The organism is Streptomyces sp. NPDC058092, from assembly GCF_042884935.1.
GTDB lineage: Bacteria > Actinomycetota > Actinomycetes > Streptomycetales > Streptomycetaceae > Streptomyces.
Map to the genome: position 1 here is coordinate 69390 of NZ_JBHVSY010000018.1, position 16690 is coordinate 86079.

Here is a 16690-nt window from a genome sequence, read left to right on the forward strand (position 1 = left end):
CGACGGCCGGTCCGGGGGCGGCTCAGGCCTTCGGGGCCACCTTCGACAGACCGTTGATGATCCGGTCCATCGCGTCGCCGCCCGTCGGGTCGGTCAGGTTGGCGAGCATCTTCAGCGTGAACTTCATCAGCAGCGGGTGCGTCAGCCCGCGCTGGGTGGCGACCTTCATGACCTTCGGGTTGCCGATCAGCTTCACGAAGGCGCGGCCCATCGTGTAGTAGCCGCCGTAGGTCTCCTTGAGCACCTTCGGGTAGTTGGTGAGCGCCAGTTCGCGCTGGGCCGGGGTCGCGCGGGCGTGGGCCTGGACGATGACGTCCGCAGCGATCTGGCCCGACTCCATGGCGTACGCGATGCCTTCGCCGTTGAACGGGTTGACCATGCCGCCCGCGTCACCGACGAGCAACAGGCCCTTGGTGTAGTGCGGCTGGCGGTTGAAGGCCATCGGGAGGGCGGCGCCGCGGATCGGCATCGTCATGTTCTCCGGGGTATAGCCCCAGTCCTCCGGCATGGACGCGCACCACGCCTTGAGAACCTCGCGCCAGTCCAACTCCCTGAAGGCGGATGAGGAGTTGAGGATGCCGAGACCGACGTTGGACGTGCCGTCGCCCATGCCGAAGATCCAGCCGTAGCCGGGCAGGAGCCGGTCCTGGGGGCCGCGGCGGTCCCACAGCTCCAGCCAGGACTCCAGGTAGTCGTCGTCGTGGCGGGGCGAGGTGAAGTACGTACGCACGGCCACGCCCATCGGGCGGTCCTCGCGGCGGTGCAGGCCCATCGCGAGCGACAGCCGGGTGGAGTTGCCGTCGGCGGCGACGACGAGCGGGGCGTGGAAAGTGACCGGGGTCTTCTCTTCACCGAGCTTCGCGTTGACGCCGGTGATGCGGCCGGTACGGTCGTCGACGATCGGGGCGCCGACATTGCAGCGCTCGTACAGCCGCGCGCCCGCCTTCTGCGCCTGGCTGGCCAGCTGCTCGTCGAAGTCGTCGCGCTTGCGGACCAGTCCGTAGTCCGGGTACGAGGCGAGATCCGGCCAGTCCAGCTCGAGGCGGACGCCGCCGCCGATGATGCGCAGGCCCTTGTTGCGCAGCCAGCCGGCCTCTTCGGAGATGTCGATGCCCATGGAGACGAGCTGCTTGGTGGCGCGCGGGGTGAGGCCGTCGCCGCAGACCTTCTCCCGGGGGAAGGCCGTCTTCTCCAGGAGCAGGACGTCCAGTCCGGCCTTGGCGAGGTAGTACGCGGTCGTGGAACCGGCCGGGCCAGCCCCGACGACGATCACGTCCGCGCTGTGTCCGGAGAGGGGCTCGGTCACGGTCGGATCTCCCGAGGACTCGAAATCGCGTGCCGCGCGGCACCTGTCCCATGCAGTCTATGGGGGCCCGCCGGGCGACCTCCCGAAGGGCTCCCCGATGTCGGCCGGGCCCTCCGTACAGTTGCGGGCGAGAGCGCGGAACCGGCCGGCGCCACCTCCCGGTTTCCCGTCGACAGGCGGCACCGGCCCGTTGTTTCAGGAACGTACGCCCCGGTGCAGCGCCACCACACCGCCGGTGAGATTGCGCCAGGCGACCTGCGCCCAGCCGGCCTGCTGGAGCTTCGCCGCGAGCCCGGCCTGGTCGGGCCAGGCCCGGATGGACTCGGCGAGATAGACGTACGCGTCCGGATTGGACGACACCGCGCGCGCGACCGGCGGCAGCGCCCGCATCAGGTACTCGGTGTACACCGTGCGGAACGGCGCCCACGTCGGCTGCGAGAACTCGCAGATCACCACCCGGCCGCCCGGCTTGGTCACCCGGTACAGCTCGCGCAGCGCCGCGTCCGTGTCCTGGACGTTGCGCAGCCCGAAGGAGATCGTCACCGCGTCGAAGGTCTCGTCACGGAACGGCAGCCGGGTGGCGTCGCCCGCGGTGAAGGGCAGCCAGGAATTGCGCTTCTTGCCCTCCTGCAGCATGCCGAGGGAGAAATCGCAGGGCACGACGTACGCGCCCGTCGCGGCGAACGGCAGCGACGACGTCGCCGTGCCCGCCGCCAGGTCGAGGACCTTCTCCGCAGGCCGGGCGTGCACCGCCTTCGCGACCTCCTTGCGCCACAGCCGGGCCTGGCCGAGGGACAGCACATCGTTGGTGAGGTCGTAGTTCGCCGCCACGCCGTCGAACATCGTGGCGACTTCGTGCGGCTGCTTGTCCAGGGAAGCTCGGGTCACCCACCCATTCAAGCAGCCCGGTCCGCGGTGCTTCGCGCCGGTCGTGACCGGGGCCCGGGTGGACTGAACCAATTCGGTCCACCGGCAGTCAGTACAGAGGGGAGCACCGAGTCACCAGGAGCCAGGGGGGCCCAGATGTCCGCACAAGGTGCGCGCCGCCGCAGCCGGCTGATCGTCGCCGCCGTCGTCCCGGCGGCGCTGATCTGCGCCGCCGCAGTGGTGGGGCCGCGGTGGAGCGCCGGTGGCGAGGGGAAGGCGGCCGCGCCGTCCGCGTCCGGGAGCTCGTCGCACACCGGGAGGTTCACCGTCGCCCGCGCGGGCGCCTCGGACACCTCGGACACTCGCAAGGGCAAGGCCTACCGGGTCGAGGTGGAGGACGGTTCGGGCGTCGACCCCGACCGGGCCGCCGTCGAGATCGCCCGCATCCTGGCCTCGCCACGGGGCTGGTCGCACCACGGCGAGCACACCTTCCGTCAGGTCGCCGACGACCCGGCGGGACTGGTCATCCGGATCGCCACGCCCGGGACCACCGACGCCGTCTGCGGGCAGAGCGGCCTCGACACCCACGGCGAGGTCAACTGCCGGGTCGGCACCGACGTCATGGTCAACCTCAAGCGCTGGCAACAGGGATCGCCCGAATTCCACGGCCCGCTCGCCGACTACCGGGCCCTCATCATCAACCACGAGGTCGGACACTGGCTGGGCCACGGCCACGAGACCTGCCCGGGCAAGGGCCGGCCCGCCCCCGCGATGATGCAGCAGATCTACGGTCTGAAGGGGTGCGTCTCCAACGCCTGGCCGTACGACGCCGAGGGCCACTACCTGAGCGGCCCTTCCGTGCCGTGACATCCCTCAGCTGCGGCGGAAGACCAGCCGCCCGCCGAGCACCGTCGCCGCGCAGCTCCGGGCGCCCGCGGTGCGCAGCGCCGCCGGGTCCCGTACGGCGAACACCGCCAGATCCGCAGGCCCGCCGACGGCCAGGACCGCGGCGAACGCGTCGGCCGGCTCCCGTACGGACGCCAACGGGTCGAGCGACACGTGTTCCGGCGCCGGGCCCGGAGCGTGCACGCGCAGCCCCGAGCGGGCGACCGCCGTGCGTACGGGGGGGCGGGTGAAGGGACCCCGTACGGCGGTCGTGCCGTGCCGCAGCATGCGTTGCAGTCCGCGCCGGGCACTCGCGCCCCAGCGGGCGTCGTCCATGCCGAGGGCGGTGAGCGCGTCACCGGTGAGCGGGTCGCTGCCGAGCGCGTCCGCCTCGCGCGGGTCCGGGTGGTAGGCGGCCTCCAGCAGCGCCGGTGCCCCCGCGTTCAGCAGTCCCGGGGTGATCAGGCCGGACCACCGCCGGATCCGGGCCTGCGGACGGGCGGCGGTCAGTTCCCCGTACGCACCGATGGCGACGACCACGCCGCCGTCGACGGCCACGGAGTCCGCCCCTTCCGGGGCACCGTGCACCGCGTCGGCGGCGTGGATCGTCAGCACGGGCGGGCTAGTTGGCGTTGAGGAGCTTCAGCTCCGGGTGTGCCGTGCCGCCCTCGATCGCCGTGGACGAGATGTGCGAGACCACCCGCTCGTCGACCGGGTCGTTCGCCGGGTCGTCGTGCACGACGAGGTGTTCGTACGTCGTGGCGCGCTGTGCCGGCACGCGGCCCGCCTTGCGGATGAGGTCGATGATTTCGAGCCGGTTGGAGCGGTGCTTGGCACCGGCCGAGGAGACGACGTTCTCCTCCAGCATGATCGAACCGAGGTCGTCGGCGCCGTAGTGCAGCGACAGCTGGCCGACCTCCTTGCCGGTGGTCAGCCAGGAGCCCTGGATGTGCGCGACGTTGTCCAGGAAGATCCGGGCGATGGCGATCATCCGCAGGTACTCGAAGAGCGTCGCCTGCGTCCGGCCCTTCAGGTGGTTGTTCTCCGGCTGGTACGTGTACGGGATGAACGCGCGGAAGCCGCCCGTCCGGTCCTGCACGTCACGGATCATCCGGAGGTGCTCGATGCGCTCGGCGTTGGTCTCGCCGGTGCCCATCAGCATGGTGGAGGTGGACTCGACACCGAGGCGGTGCGCGGCCTCCATGATCTCCAGCCAGCGCTCGCCGGACTCCTTGAGCGGGGCGATCGCCTTGCGCGGCCGGGCCGGCAGCAGCTCGGCGCCCGCCCCCGCGAAGGAGTCGAGCCCGGCGGCGTGGATGCGCTGGATGGCCTCCTCCACGGAGACCTTGGAGATCCGGGCCATGTGCTCGACCTCGGAGGCGCCCAGCGAGTGGATGACCAGCTGCGGGAACGCCTTCTTGATGGCGGAGAAGTGCTCCTCGTAGTACTCGACGCCGTAGTCCGGGTGGTGTCCGCCCTGGAACATGATCTGCGTACCGCCGAGTTCGACGGTCTCCGCGCAGCGGCGCAGGATGTCGTCGAGATCGCGGGACCAGCCCTTGGCGGTGTCCTTGGGCGCTGCGTAGAAGGCGCAGAACTTGCAGGCTGTGACACACACGTTCGTGTAGTTGATGTTGCGCTCGATGATGTACGTCGCGATGTGCTCCGTACCGGCGTATCGGCGGCGGCGTACGGCGTCGGCGGCAGCACCCAGTGCGTGCAGCGGCGCCGACCGGTAGAGGTCGAGCGCCTCCTCCGGCGTGATCCGACCGCCCTCGGCGGCTCGGTCGAGGATGGGCTGGAGGTCGGCCTTCTCGGTCACCGGGCTGTCACCTTTCGGCGGTTTTTCAACGGATCTACGGACCGGTTCACCCTACGCCAGCCCCCGTCGGCGTCAGCTGCCGGACCGGCTGAGCGTGCCGTACGGGAGTCCCGCGCCCCTCTCCTCGGACCGGAAGCGGAGAGTCCCGTCGGCGGCGCGCGTGAAGTGGACGTCGGTGGAGGTGGACGTGCAGAAGGTCGGGTCGCCGGGGCGCTCGGGATCGGCGCGTTCGTGGAGCGTCAGTTCCTTCTGGGTGCCTGAGGAGAGGCGGGCGACGCTGTTGCAGCGGACGGTCAGTCCGAGAGCGGAGACCTCCGTGGTCATGCGGACCACGTCCGCGCCCTTCTTCCCGGCGGTGAACACGGCGGTGAGCGTGCCGTGGGACTGCCTGGTGGTCTTCTCGGTGAGTGGGCCCTTCCACGTACCGATGAACTCCTTCGGGAGCTCGGTGACCTGGCCCGCGCCACCCGTGCCCCCCGTGCCCGACTCCGAGGGCCGCGAGGGCTCCGTGGAGGGCGTGGCGGCGGACGGGGTGTGGCCGACACCGCCGTTCTCGGCGGTGTCCCGGCCGCCGCCGCCCGGCATCAGATCGAACAGGTACGCACCGCCCACGGTCACGGCGGCGAGCGCGCCCGCCACGGCGAGGGCCACGGTGCAGCTCAGCCGGCGGCCACGGTTCGCATCGGTGCGGGCCGGGCCGGAGTCCGCGCTGACGGTGACGGAGAAGTGGGGGTCGGACGCACGTTGCCCGGGCAGCCCCGCCGGCCCGGGTGTTCCCGACGGCCCGGCCGGTTCGGCCGTACCGGCGGTCGCGGGCCACGAGGGCGGCCCGTTCGGCCGGGGCGGCCGGGTCGGTTCATACGGCAGGGCCGGCTCGACCGGCGGGCCGAACCCACCGCCCGCACCACCCCGACCGTTCGCACCGTTCCCGTCGTACGGACCATGGGCACCATCCGCACCGACGGCACCGTTGGCGCCCCACGCCGCACTGCTGAACGGCACCGGCCCCGACTGCACCGGCGCGTCCTGCGGCTCCAGGTCCAGGAGCGCGACCGCCGCCCGGCTGACCTCGCGCACGAGCGGGCCGGGCAGCCAGCCCGCCGCCACCAGCGCCGCCGCCCCGCCCGGCGCCAGCCGCCGGGCCAGCTCCGTCGGGGTCGGCCGGTCCTCCGGCTCCTTCGCCAGGCACCCGGCGACGATGTCCCGCAACTCCCCGTCCAGCTCCCCCAGCTCGGGCTCCTCGTGCACCACCTTGTAGAGCAGTACGGCGGAGGAGTCGCCGAGGAAGGGGGCAGTACCCGTCGCCGCGTACGCGAGCACCGCGCCGAGCGAGAAGACATCGGCCGCGCCCGAGATGTCCACGCCCCGGATCTGCTCCGGTGCCATGTAGCCGGGCGAGCCGACCGAGACCCCGGTGGAGGTGAGGGAGGCGGTGGCACCGATGGCGTGGGCGATGCCGAAGTCGATGAGCCGGGGGCCGTCGAGGGCGAGCAGTACGTTGGACGGCTTCACATCACGGTGGACGAGGCCCTGCGCGTGCACCGCCGCCAGGGCCTCCGCCAGTCCGGCGCCCAGTGTCCGTACCGCGTGGTCGGGCAGCGGCCCGTGCTCGGCGACCGCGGCGGACAGCGGGGGCCCGGCCACGTAGCCGGTGGCGACCCACGGAATGGGCGCGTCCGGGTCGGCGTCCAGGACGGGCGCCGTCCACTGCGCACCGATCCGCCGCGCAGCGTCCACTTCCCGCCGGAAGCGGGCCCGGAACTGCTCGTCGAGAGCGAAATGGGGATGCACGACCTTTACCGCGACGGTACGTCCGCCCGCGCTGCGCCCCAGATAGACCCGGCCCATGCCGCCCGCACCGAGCCTGCCGAGCAATCGGTAGGCACCGATGGTCAGCGGTTCGCCGGCTTCCAGCGGCTGCATATGGACTCCCCCTGTGGACCGGCCGGACCTCCGACCGAAGCCTAGGGGCGAAGGTCATCGGGTCACAGAGGAAACCATCCGCCGATTTCCCCCCTAAGGGAACGAACAACGGCTTTCGACACAACAAAAGGCGTGAATGTGTCGTTCACCCGAGCGATTCCGGTACACGACGGGGACTCACCCCGGACACCATCCGGGAATCGACTATTCGACGCGTATTAACCCGAATCGATTCGACAGCCGGGCCGGAGGAAGGGGTGGGAGAAGGACCGGGAGAAAGACAGGGGAGAAGGGGCGGGAAGCGATATCCGACCCGGAGGTACGGGATTCACCTATATCCCGGCCCATTCCCGCGTCCGGCACACCCTGCGCCCGCGCCGCGCCCCGTCCCGCCCGCGCCCCTCGTCCGGTCAGCCGCCGAGCAGCTCGACCTTCACGTCCGCCGGGAAGCCGGTCGTCGGACCGACCCGGCGGGCGAACTCCCGTACGCCGGCCAGCTGGTCCGGGCCGAAGCGGAAGTCCAGGGTCGTGAAGTACCGCTCCAGCACCTCCGCGTCGAAGGCCTCCCAGCGCGCCGCCTGCTCCGCGACCTTGGTGACCTCCTCCAGGGAGACGTCCCGCGAGGCCAGGAAGGCCTCGTGCACCTTGCCCACGTGGTGGGGCTCGGCCGCCAGGTAGTCCTTGCGGGCCGCCCAGACCGCGAACACGAAGGGGAGCCCGGTCCACTCCTTCCACATCTGGCCCAGGTCGTGGACCTGGAGGCCGAGCCGGGGCGCGTCGTGCAGGTTGGCGCGCAGCGCGGCGTCGCCGATCAGCACGGCGGCGTCCGCCTCCTGCATCATCAGGCCGAGGTCCGGCGGGCAGGTGTAGTAGTCCGGGGTGACCCCGTACCGCTCGGCGAGCAGCAGCTGAGCCAGGCGCACGGAGGTGCGCGAGGTGGAACCGAGCGCCACCCGGGCCCGGTCCAGCTGATCCAGCGGCACCTGCGACACGATCACGCACGACATGACGGGCCCGTCGCAGCCCACCGCGATGTCCGGGAAGGCGACCAGGTCGTCGGCGTTGCGCAGGAACTCGACCAGCGTGATCGGGCCGATGTCCAGATCGCCCCTGACCAGCTGCTCACTGAGCTTCTCCGGGGTGTCCTTCGAAAGCTCCAGGTCGAGCAGGGTTCCGGTTCTCGCCAGTCCCCAGTACAGGGGGAGGCAGTTGAGGAACTGGATGTGGCCGACGCGCGGCCTGCTGCGACGGTCGTCGCCTGCGACGGTTGAGACGGTTGAATTGTCCACATCGCGAGGCTAGACCCGTGGTGCCGCCCGGAAGGCACCGGGTACGCGCGGCGTCACCGGATCCCACCCCGGGGAACGCGCCGAAGCCTTGCCCGTACCGTTGCCCGCACCCCCTTGAAGGGGCCTTCGCGAGCCGTTCACGACACCCCTCGCGACACCCACTTCGTCAGGTCATCGGCACGGCAATCAAACATCCGGGTGAAGTGATCTTTCCCTCTACCCTTCCCCACATGCTGCGTGCTAGGCTCGACGCAAGTTGCAGTTTGGTTTCCCTTGCAGTACAGAGCCTGCGGAGCATGTAACCCGCAGGCTTTTGTAGTTTTCAGACTTCTTTGCAGGTTCTGGAGCAGGGCAACCCTTTGGCCCAAGGAGGGCTTATGGCTACCGGAACCGTCAAGTGGTTCAACGCTGAAAAGGGCTTCGGCTTCATCGCCCAGGACGGCGGCGGCCCGGATGTCTTCGTTCACTACTCCGCGATCAACGCGTCCGGGTTCCGTTCCCTCGAGGAGAACCAGGTCGTGAACTTCGACGTCACTCAGGGACCCAAGGGTCCGCAGGCTGAGAACGTCACCCCGGCCTAGTTGCCCGGGTCGGCCGATCGCGGCCGGTAAGCAGTACCCAAGGAGCCCCGCTCCTCCGCTTCGGCGGGGAGCGGGGCTCCTGCCCTTTCCCGGGCGGCGGGCGATGCGGCACCGGAGCGCTTCGGCGCCCCCGCGCCGTGGGGGGTGGCGGCGCGGTCGTCGTCCACGCCGGGGTGACGGTCTCCGCCCCGGTGGGCCCGCTCGGGGACACCGGAATCACGGTGGTCGAGCTGCCCCCGTTCGAGGCGGCGACCATGGTGCACCGGGGCTCGATGGACGGCGTACCGCCGACGGCCCAGACCCTGGCCCGCTGGATCGACACCAACGGCTACCGGTCCACGGGATACGCCCGCGAGATCAGTCTGGAATGCCCCGAGGACCAGGACCAGTGGGTGACGGAACTCCAGGAGCCGATCACCAGGGCCTGACCCGCTCCGGACACACATAGGCGGAAAAGAACGTGACACCTGGTGCCTGGAGTGTCACGTTCTTTTCCAACCCCTACCGTCCTCCTCCGGGCCCCGCCCACAGCCCGTCGTCCGTCAGCCCCAGCAGGTCGATCGCGTTGCGGCGCACGATCCGGTCCACGACGTCGGCGTCCAGATGCCCCATCTGCGCCTCGCCGACCTCGCGCGACTTGGGCCAGGTGGAGTCGGAGTGCGGGTAGTCCGTCTCGTACAGGACGTTCCCGACGCCGATCGCGTCCAGGTTCTTCAGCCCGAAGGCGTCGTCGAAGAAGCAGCCGTAGATGTGCTCGGCGAACAGCTCCGACGGCGGCCGGTGGACCTTGTCGGCGACGCCGCCCCAGGCACGGTTCTCCTCCCAGACCACATCGGCGCGTTCCAGGATGTACGGAATCCAGCCGATCTGGCCCTCCGCGTACATGATCCGGAGGTTCGGGAACCGTTCGAACTTGCCGCTCATCAGCCAGTCGACCATCGAGAAGCAGCAGTTGGCGAAGGTGATGGTGGACCCGACGGCGGGCGGCGCGTCGGCCGAGGTGGACGGCATCTTCGAGGACGAGCCGATGTGCATCGCGATCACCGTGCCCGTCTCGTCACAGGCCCGCAGGAACGGATCCCACTCGTCCGTATGAATCGAAGGCAGCCCCAGATGCGGAGGTATCTCGGAGAACGCCACCGCGCGCACACCGCGCGCGGCGTTCCGCCGGACCTCGTCCGCGGCCAACCGGGCGTTCCAGAGCGGGATCAGGGTGAGCGGAATGAGCCGGCCCCGCGCCTCGGGCCCGCACCACTCCTCCACCATCCAGTCGTTGTACGCCCGCACCCCGAGCAGCCCCAGCTCACGGTCCTTTGCTTCGGTGAAGGTCTGGCCGCAGAAGCGGGGGAAGGTGGGGAAGCAGAGGGCGGACTGGACATGGTTGACGTCCATGTCGGCCAGCCGGTCGGGAACCGAGAAGGAACCCGGTCGCATCTGCTCGTACGTGATGACCTCGAGCTTGATCTCGTCCCGGTCGTAGCCGACCGAGGTGTCGAGCCGGGTGAGCGGGCGGTGCAGATCCTCGTACACCCACCAGTCGCCGATCGGCCCGTCGTCGCCCTTCGCACCCATCACGGGCGCGAACTTGCCGCCCATGAAGGTCATTTCCTTGAGCGGTGCGCGGACGATCCGCGGGCCGCGGTCCAGGTACCTGGACGGGAGCCGGTCCCGCCAGACATGAGGGGGCTCCACCGTGTGGTCGTCCACCGAGATGATCTCCGGGAAGGTCTCCATGGCTTCCACGGTAGCGCTGATCTGACGAACCGTCAGCTATCTGTACCGGCCCCCGTTCCACAATCGTTGTCGAGGGCTTGTGCAGAGAGTCACCCACTGCTGACGTGTCCGCCCCTGACAAGGCAGACTGTTGAGCGCGATACCAGCGGTACCGAACAATCCGGATTCACCCGTACCCGACCGGCACATGGGCGGGCAATCCGAAGCGGACAGCATCAGCACGATCGGCAGGACCGGCGGGGCGAGCAGGGCAGGGGGCAGCAATGGACCGTGACCACGGGCCGCGCATGCATGTTCCGGAGCAGCGAGCTCCACAACAGGGGTCGGCCGACGGAGCCGATCTGCGATTCTCCGTGCTCGGCCCGGTACGGGCATGGCGGGGCGGCGAGGCACTGCCGTCCGGTTCACCGCAGCAGCGCGCCCTGCTGACGGCGCTGCTCCTGCGCGGTGGCCGCACCGCCACCGCGTCCGAACTCATCGACGCCATCTGGGGCGAGGACCCGCCCTCGCAGGCGCTCGCCGCGGTACGCACGTACGCCTCACGGCTCCGGAAGGTCCTCGATCCGCAGACGCTGGTCAGCGACGCCGGTGGATACGCGATCCGGACCAGTCGCGACGCCCTCGACCTGACCGTGGCCCAGGAACTGGCGGCCGAGGCGGACAAGGCCCGTGCGGCCTGCGACCGCGCCCGGGCCCGCGCCCTGTTCAACAAGGCGCTCGGCCTGTGGGACGGCGAGGCCCTGGCCTCCGTGCCCGGCCCGTACGCCGAGTATCAGCGCAGCCGGCTGGAGGAGTGGCGGCTCCAGCTCACCGAGACCCGCCTGGACCTGGACCTGGAGGTCGGCTGCCACGCGGAGGCGGTCTCCGAACTGACCGCGCTGACCGCCGCGCACCCGCTGCGTGAACGGCTGCGCGAACTCCTCATGATCGCCCTGTACCGCAGCGGCCGCCAGGCGGAGGCGCTCGCGGTGTACGCCGACACCCGCCGGCTGCTCGCCGACGAACTGGGCGTCGACCCGCGCCCCGAGCTCTCCCAGCTCCAGCAGCGCATTCTGCGGGCCGACGAGGAGCTGGCCCGTCCGGCCGACGCACCGGCCCCGGCCCCCGCACCCGTCCGCCCCGCCCAACTTCCGGCCACGGTCCCGGACTTCACCGGCCGCGCCTCCTTCGTACGCGAGCTGGGCGACCGGCTGGCGAGCGCCGAGGGGTCGGTCATGGCCGTCTCTGCGCTGGCCGGCATCGGTGGCGTCGGCAAGACGACCCTCGCCGTGCACGTCGCCCATCAGGCCCGCCAGCACTTCCCGGACGGCCAGCTGTACGTGGACCTCCAGGGCGCCGGCGCACGGGCCGCCGAACCGGAGACGGTCCTCGGCGCGTTCCTGCGCGCCCTGGGCACAGCGGACTCGGCGATCCCCGACTCCCTGGACGAGCGCGCCGCGCTCTACCGCTCCACGCTCGACGGCCGCCGCGTCCTGGTCCTCCTCGACAACGCCCACGACGCGGCCCAGATCCGCCCCCTGCTCCCCGGCACCGCGGGCTGCGCGGCCCTGGTCACCAGCCGCGTCCGCATGGTCGACCTGGCCGGCGCCCACCTGGTCGACCTGGACGTGATGTCGCCGGAGGAGGCCCTCCAGCTCTTCACCCGCATCGTGGGCGAGGAGCGCATCAACTCCGAGCGCAAGGCCGCCCTCGACGTGGTCGCCGCCTGCGGCTTCCTCCCCCTGGCCATCCGCATCGCCGCCTCCCGCCTGGCCGCCCGCCGCACCTGGACGGTCTCGGTCCTGGCCGCCAAACTCGCCGACGAACGCCGCCGCCTGGACGAGCTCCAGGCCGGCGACCTCGCGGTGAAGGCCACCTTCGAACTCGGCTACGGCCAGCTGGAGCCCGCCCAGGCCCGCGCCTTCCGCCTCCTCGGCCTCGCCGACGGCCCCGACATCTCCCTGGCCGCGGCGGCAGCCCTGCTGAACCTGGAGACCCACGCGGCGGAGGACCTCCTGGAGGCCCTGGTCGACACGAGCCTGCTGGAATCGGCCGCCCCGGGCCGCTACCGCTACCACGACCTGGTTCGCCTCTACGCCCGCTCCTGCGCCGAACGCGACGAACAGCCGCCCGAGGAGCGCGAGTTGGCGCTGTCACGACTGCTGGACTTCTATCTGGCGACGGCGGCGGGGGTGTATGCGCTGGAGCGGCCGGGGGATCGCGCTGTCGCCCACCTGGTGGCCACCGAGCACCCGGGGCTCGAATTCATCGACGGGCACGAAGCGGTGGACTGGCTGTACAACGAGGCCGATTCGCTGCTTGCCTGTGCCCATCAGAGCGCTTCGAGCGGAATGCTGCGGCGAGCCGTCGACCTGCTGTGCGCGGCAAAGGACCTGGCGGAGTCAGGAGCGAACTCGCGTCAGTACGAGACCACGGGCACGGCCCTGCGCGACGCGGCGAAGGCCGCCGGCGACCCCCACTGCGAGGCGCGGGCCCGCGCTTCTCTGTCCACCGTCTACCTCGTCTCCGGCCGTTTCACCCTGGCCGACGAGGAAGCCCTGCACGCGATGGCGCTGGCCAAGAGCACCAAGGACCCGATCCCCGCGTGCTGGGCACCCAACGACCGCGGCATCATCGCGTTCTACCAAGGCCGGCACGCAGAGGGCGAGAAATTCCTGCAGGAGGCGATAGACAATTACCGCGGGGACGGAAACCTGGTCGGCGAGGCATCGGCGCTGTGCAACCTCTCGCGTATCCACGTGAACATGAACCGGACAGCAAGCGCGGTCGAGCTCGCCCAGCGGGGCACAGCCATCTTCGACGAAATGGGGCTGAGCCTCCGCTCGGCCAACGGTCGCTTCGCGCTGGGCATCGCCCTCACTCAGGCTGGAAGGTCGGCCGAGGCACTGGAGGAGCTCAACGAAGCGCTGCACGTGTTCCGGGGGAACCGCCAGCGGCTCTGGGAAGGTTCAACCCATTACCGCATGGCGGAGGCTCATCTGGCCGACAGGCGTCCCGCGCAGGCGGCTCAGCATGCGGAACGGGCACTGGCCCTGCGTGTCATCGGAGGCGAATGGATGCGGGGCAACGTCCTGATTACGCTGGGACACGCCCTCGAACGCCTCGGTCAGATCGACCGGGCGCATGCATGCTGGACCGAGGCACTGGCCATCCACGAACAGTTCGGAGCCGCTGAGGCGGACGAAGTGCGGGCCCTTCTCACCCCGGCCGCCACTGCCTGAGGCACTGTCGCTGCCGGAGAACCGTCGGCGTTCATCGATTGTTTATCGCCACTCGTCAGTCTTTAGCCCATCGATCCGTCGCGTCGGGGGGCAGGCGGGTTGCACGGGGGGCCACACCGCTAGGGTGAACGGCCCTGATACGCCCGTCCGGCGGCCCACGGGGGAGTCGCCGGACGGGCATTGCCGATCAAGCAAGCAAGACCTCTGGGAGTTGACAGGCATGAGCGACACACTGAAGCCCAAGACTGGTGCCGCAGCCACGCAGGAGAACCACGCAGGGAGCCCGGCCAGCGATGACGGCACCGTCAAGCCGCTGGAGAACCACGCAGGCAGCGTGAGCGAAGACATCACGACTTTGGAGAACCACGCCGGCAGCACGCCGAAGGACCTTCTCAAGACGCAGGAGAACCACGCGGGCTCCGAGACGGCCTAAAGCCTCACTGGACGGGGGAGCAGCCGCGGCGGCGCGGAGGGGGAGCCGTCGCGGCTGCTGCATGTCTGCCTACTGTCAGCGCAATCGAGGCACCGTTCGACCGATTCCCGCCCAAGGGGTACCGGCGTCGCCCCCTGTCACTAGCCTCACTTCACGTCCGGAAGCTCGCTCCCGTCAGAGGCGTCGGAATGAGCCGCACGAAGAAGACGCTCGTCGCCGCCACGTTCGCCGTGGCCCTCGGCCTCGGCGCGGTCGCCCCGGCCCTCGCCGACATGCATGCCACCACGCAGGACATGCACGCCAACTGATCCTGCCCCGCACGCGAACCAGCCAGGAGAGAGCGCCCCTACACCCCCCTGACCTGCACCCCCGGCGCGCACAGCTTCCGCATGTCGTCCTCGTCCGAGGTGAACACCGCGACCCGCCCCCGCTGCCGCCCCGCGATCACCGCGAGCGCCGCGTCGATGGCGTACTTGTGGCCGTGCAGGCCGGTATCCGAGAGCAGCGCGATCGCCTCATCCGCGACATCCTTGGTCACGGGCTCGACAACTATCCGGGACATCGCCCAGTTCCAGTCCGCACGCCGGATTCTGCCGTGATACGCCTCGATGAGGGTCATGGAACTGGTCACGACCCGGACGGACGCCCGATGCGCATCCTTGAGCCGAGCTTTCATCTCCAGGTCTCCGAGGGCAGCCCGCGAGAGCGCCTCGCAGTCCAGCACGTAGCAGACACCCGCCATCAGGCAGCGTCCCGGTGCGTCTTCGCACTTGCCTCCTGGGCATCGAACCACTGCTCGATCTCGCGACGCTCGGCCTCCGCCGCCGCCAGTTCGGCATCCGTCACCTGCCCGTGCCGCTCCTCCATCCACGCCACCAGCTCCCCCAGCCGGTCATGCTCGCGCTGGCGCTCTATGGCGTGGGTGACATACGCACTGAACGCACCCGGACCCACCTCGCTGCGGATCTCCTCCGCGAGCTCCTCCGGCAGCGTGACCGTGTACTTCTTGGTTGCCATACCCATCACCATACCGGCGCGTCGGGCGTACTCGCACCTTCTTCACCCCTTGGGATGAAGCCCCCGCAGCTCCCCCTTCACCACCTTGCCGCTCGCGTTGCGCGGCAGCTCGTCGACGAACTCCACCGCTCTCGGGACCTTGTAGTTCGCCATTTCCCGCCTCGACCAGGCGATCAGGTCGTCGGCCGTCACCGTCGCGCCCGGTCTGCGTACCGCGTAGGCCTTGCCGACCTCGCCCAGGCGGGGGTCGGGGATGCCGACGACCGCCACGTCGGCCACATCCGGGTGCAGGCCGAGGAGTTGTTCGATCTCGGCGGGGTACGCGTTGAAGCCGCCGACGATGAACATGTCCTTGATCCGGTCGGTGATCCGGAGGTTGCCGTCCTCGTCGAGGACGCCCACGTCGCCCGTGTGGAGCCAGCCGTCGGAGGTGATCGTGGCGGCCGTGGTCTCCGGGTCCTCGAAGTAGCCCCGCATCACGTTGAAGCCGCGGACCAGGACCTCGCCGGGGGTGCCGGGGGCGGGGGCCAGGACGCGGAGTTCCGTGCCGGGGATCGCCCGGCCGGATGTCGAGGCGATCGTCCGCGCCGGGTCGCCGCGGCGGCACATCGTGACGATGCCGCTCGCCTCGGAGAGGCCGTACGCGGTGAGGACCGTCGCTATGCCGAGCTCCGTGCGCAGGCGTTCCACCAGTTGCAGCGGGACCACCGCCGCGCCCGTCACGACCAGGCGGAGGGCGGAGAGGTCGTGGGCGTCCCGGGCCGGGTGGTCCAGGAGGGACTGGTGGAGGGTGGGCGGGCCCGGCAGGACCGAGATGCGTTCGGCGGCGATGTTGGCCAGGACCGTGTCGACGTCGAACACCGGTTGCGGGACCATCGTCGCGCCCCGCATCAGGCACGCGATGATGCCCGCCTTGTAGCCGAAGGTATGGAAGAAGGGGTTCACGATCAGATAGCGGTCCCCCTCGCACAGATCAGCCAGCTCGCTCCAGATCGCGTAGCAGCGCAGGGTCTGGGCATGAGTGATGACCGCGCCCTTGGGCCGGCCGGTGGTGCCCGAGGTGTAGATGATGTCGGAGGGGGCCGAAGGGGCGATGCCGGCGGCCCGGGTCCGTACCGCCTCCGGCGGCACCCCCTCCCCCGCGGCCAGGAAGTCCTTCCAGGTGACGTAGTCCTCCGGGGCGCTGTCCGCCAGCACCACCACTCGTTCCAGGTGCGGGAGCGGTACGTCGGCCCGGCGCAGGGACGCCACGTACGACGTGCCGAGGAAGGTGCCCGTGACGAAGAGCAGCTTCGCCCGGCTGCGCTGCAGGATGTACGCCGCCTCCGTGCCCTTGAAGCGGGTGTTGAGGGGGACGAGGACCGCCCCGGCGGTGACGGCACCGAGCGCGGAGACGATCCAGTCCAGGGTGTTCGGGGCCCAGACCGCGACCCGGTCCCCCGGCTCGACGCCCGAGGCGATACAGGCGGCGGCGGCCCGTTCTACGCGGTCGCCGAGTTCGGCGTACGAGATCCGGGTCCGGCCCTCGACGACCGCCTCCCGGTCCCCGTACCGCCGCGCCGCCGCCCGTACCAGCTCCGGGATGCTGCCCCACTCCTCGTCGCCGCGCATC

14 protein-coding genes and 1 pseudogene are annotated in these 16690 nt (G+C 70.5%); 5 read left to right on the forward strand and 10 right to left on the reverse strand.

What is annotated here, in order from left to right:
* Positions 1-22: 22 nt before the first annotated feature.
* Both ACFVV1_RS26880 and ACFVV1_RS26885 read right to left on the reverse strand, forming a co-directional pair.
* Positions 23-1306, reverse strand: coding sequence for a geranylgeranyl reductase family protein (locus ACFVV1_RS26880; RefSeq protein WP_389993973.1), 1284 nt, complete (start codon positions 1304-1306; stop codon positions 23-25).
* Between the two features lie 195 nt (positions 1307-1501).
* Positions 1502-2194, reverse strand: a complete 693-nt coding sequence (locus ACFVV1_RS26885; protein ID WP_389993976.1) for a demethylmenaquinone methyltransferase — start codon at positions 2192-2194, stop codon at positions 1502-1504.
* 135 nt (positions 2195-2329) lie between these two features.
* On the opposite strand from ACFVV1_RS26885, the gene ACFVV1_RS26890 reads away from it, so the two are divergent.
* Positions 2330-3040, forward strand: coding sequence for a DUF3152 domain-containing protein (locus ACFVV1_RS26890; RefSeq protein ID WP_389993980.1), 711 nt, complete (start codon positions 2330-2332; stop codon positions 3038-3040).
* Between the two features lie 6 nt (positions 3041-3046).
* Here ACFVV1_RS26890 and ACFVV1_RS26895 read toward each other — a convergent pair whose 3' ends face one another.
* The 4 genes from ACFVV1_RS26895 to ACFVV1_RS26910 form a co-directional block, all read right to left on the reverse strand.
* Positions 3047-3673: a hypothetical protein gene (locus ACFVV1_RS26895; protein WP_389993982.1), complete on the reverse strand. Its 627-nt coding sequence runs from the start codon at positions 3671-3673 to the stop codon at positions 3047-3049.
* A 7-nt stretch (positions 3674-3680) separates the two neighbouring features.
* A complete protein-coding gene (gene mqnC / locus ACFVV1_RS26900) occupies positions 3681-4880 on the reverse strand; it encodes a cyclic dehypoxanthinyl futalosine synthase (RefSeq protein WP_093894616.1) in 1200 nt (399 codons plus the stop codon).
* Between the two features lie 72 nt (positions 4881-4952).
* Entirely contained in the window at positions 4953-6803 is a 1851-nt protein-coding gene (locus tag ACFVV1_RS26905) for a protein kinase (RefSeq protein WP_389993987.1), read from the reverse strand.
* Between the two features lie 410 nt (positions 6804-7213).
* Positions 7214-8092, reverse strand: coding sequence for a menaquinone biosynthetic enzyme MqnA/MqnD family protein (locus ACFVV1_RS26910; protein ID WP_389993990.1), 879 nt, complete (start codon positions 8090-8092; stop codon positions 7214-7216).
* 377 nt (positions 8093-8469) lie between these two features.
* On the opposite strand from ACFVV1_RS26910, the gene ACFVV1_RS26915 reads away from it, so the two are divergent.
* Together ACFVV1_RS26915 and ACFVV1_RS26920 are read left to right on the forward strand one after the other, a co-directional pair.
* Positions 8470-8673, forward strand: coding sequence for a cold-shock protein (locus ACFVV1_RS26915; RefSeq protein WP_003967102.1), 204 nt, complete (start codon positions 8470-8472; stop codon positions 8671-8673).
* 134 nt (positions 8674-8807) lie between these two features.
* Positions 8808-9101: pseudogene (locus tag ACFVV1_RS26920) on the forward strand (GyrI-like domain-containing protein); the annotation flags it as partial.
* 73 nt (positions 9102-9174) lie between these two features.
* Here the strand turns inward: ACFVV1_RS26920 and ACFVV1_RS26925 are convergent.
* Entirely contained in the window at positions 9175-10407 is a 1233-nt protein-coding gene (locus ACFVV1_RS26925; RefSeq protein WP_389993993.1) for an amidohydrolase family protein, read from the reverse strand.
* 263 nt (positions 10408-10670) lie between these two features.
* Between ACFVV1_RS26925 and ACFVV1_RS26930 the strand changes: the two genes are divergently transcribed.
* On the forward strand, positions 10671-13628 hold the full coding sequence (locus ACFVV1_RS26930; protein WP_389993996.1) for a BTAD domain-containing putative transcriptional regulator: 2958 nt from the start codon (positions 10671-10673) through the stop codon (positions 13626-13628).
* Positions 13629-13848: 220 nt separating this feature from the next.
* A complete protein-coding gene (locus tag ACFVV1_RS26935; protein ID WP_389993999.1) occupies positions 13849-14061 on the forward strand; it encodes a hypothetical protein in 213 nt (70 codons plus the stop codon).
* A 346-nt stretch (positions 14062-14407) separates the two neighbouring features.
* Here the strand turns inward: ACFVV1_RS26935 and ACFVV1_RS26940 are convergent, their stop codons facing one another.
* The 3 genes from ACFVV1_RS26940 to ACFVV1_RS26950 are packed head-to-tail and all read right to left on the reverse strand — an operon-like array spanning position 14408 to position 16689.
* The gene (locus ACFVV1_RS26940) at positions 14408-14803 is read right to left on the reverse strand and encodes a PIN domain-containing protein (protein WP_389994002.1); all 396 of its coding nucleotides are present in this window, start codon (positions 14801-14803) and stop codon (positions 14408-14410) included.
* Entirely contained in the window at positions 14803-15078 is a 276-nt protein-coding gene (locus ACFVV1_RS26945; RefSeq protein ID WP_266747836.1) for a hypothetical protein, read from the reverse strand. Before ACFVV1_RS26945 ends, ACFVV1_RS26940 begins: the two co-directional genes overlap by 1 nt.
* A gap of 42 nt (positions 15079-15120) precedes the next feature.
* The gene (locus ACFVV1_RS26950; RefSeq protein WP_389994006.1) at positions 15121-16689 is read right to left on the reverse strand and encodes a FadD3 family acyl-CoA ligase; all 1569 of its coding nucleotides are present in this window, start codon (positions 16687-16689) and stop codon (positions 15121-15123) included.
* Between the last annotated feature and the right edge of the window lies 1 nt (position 16690).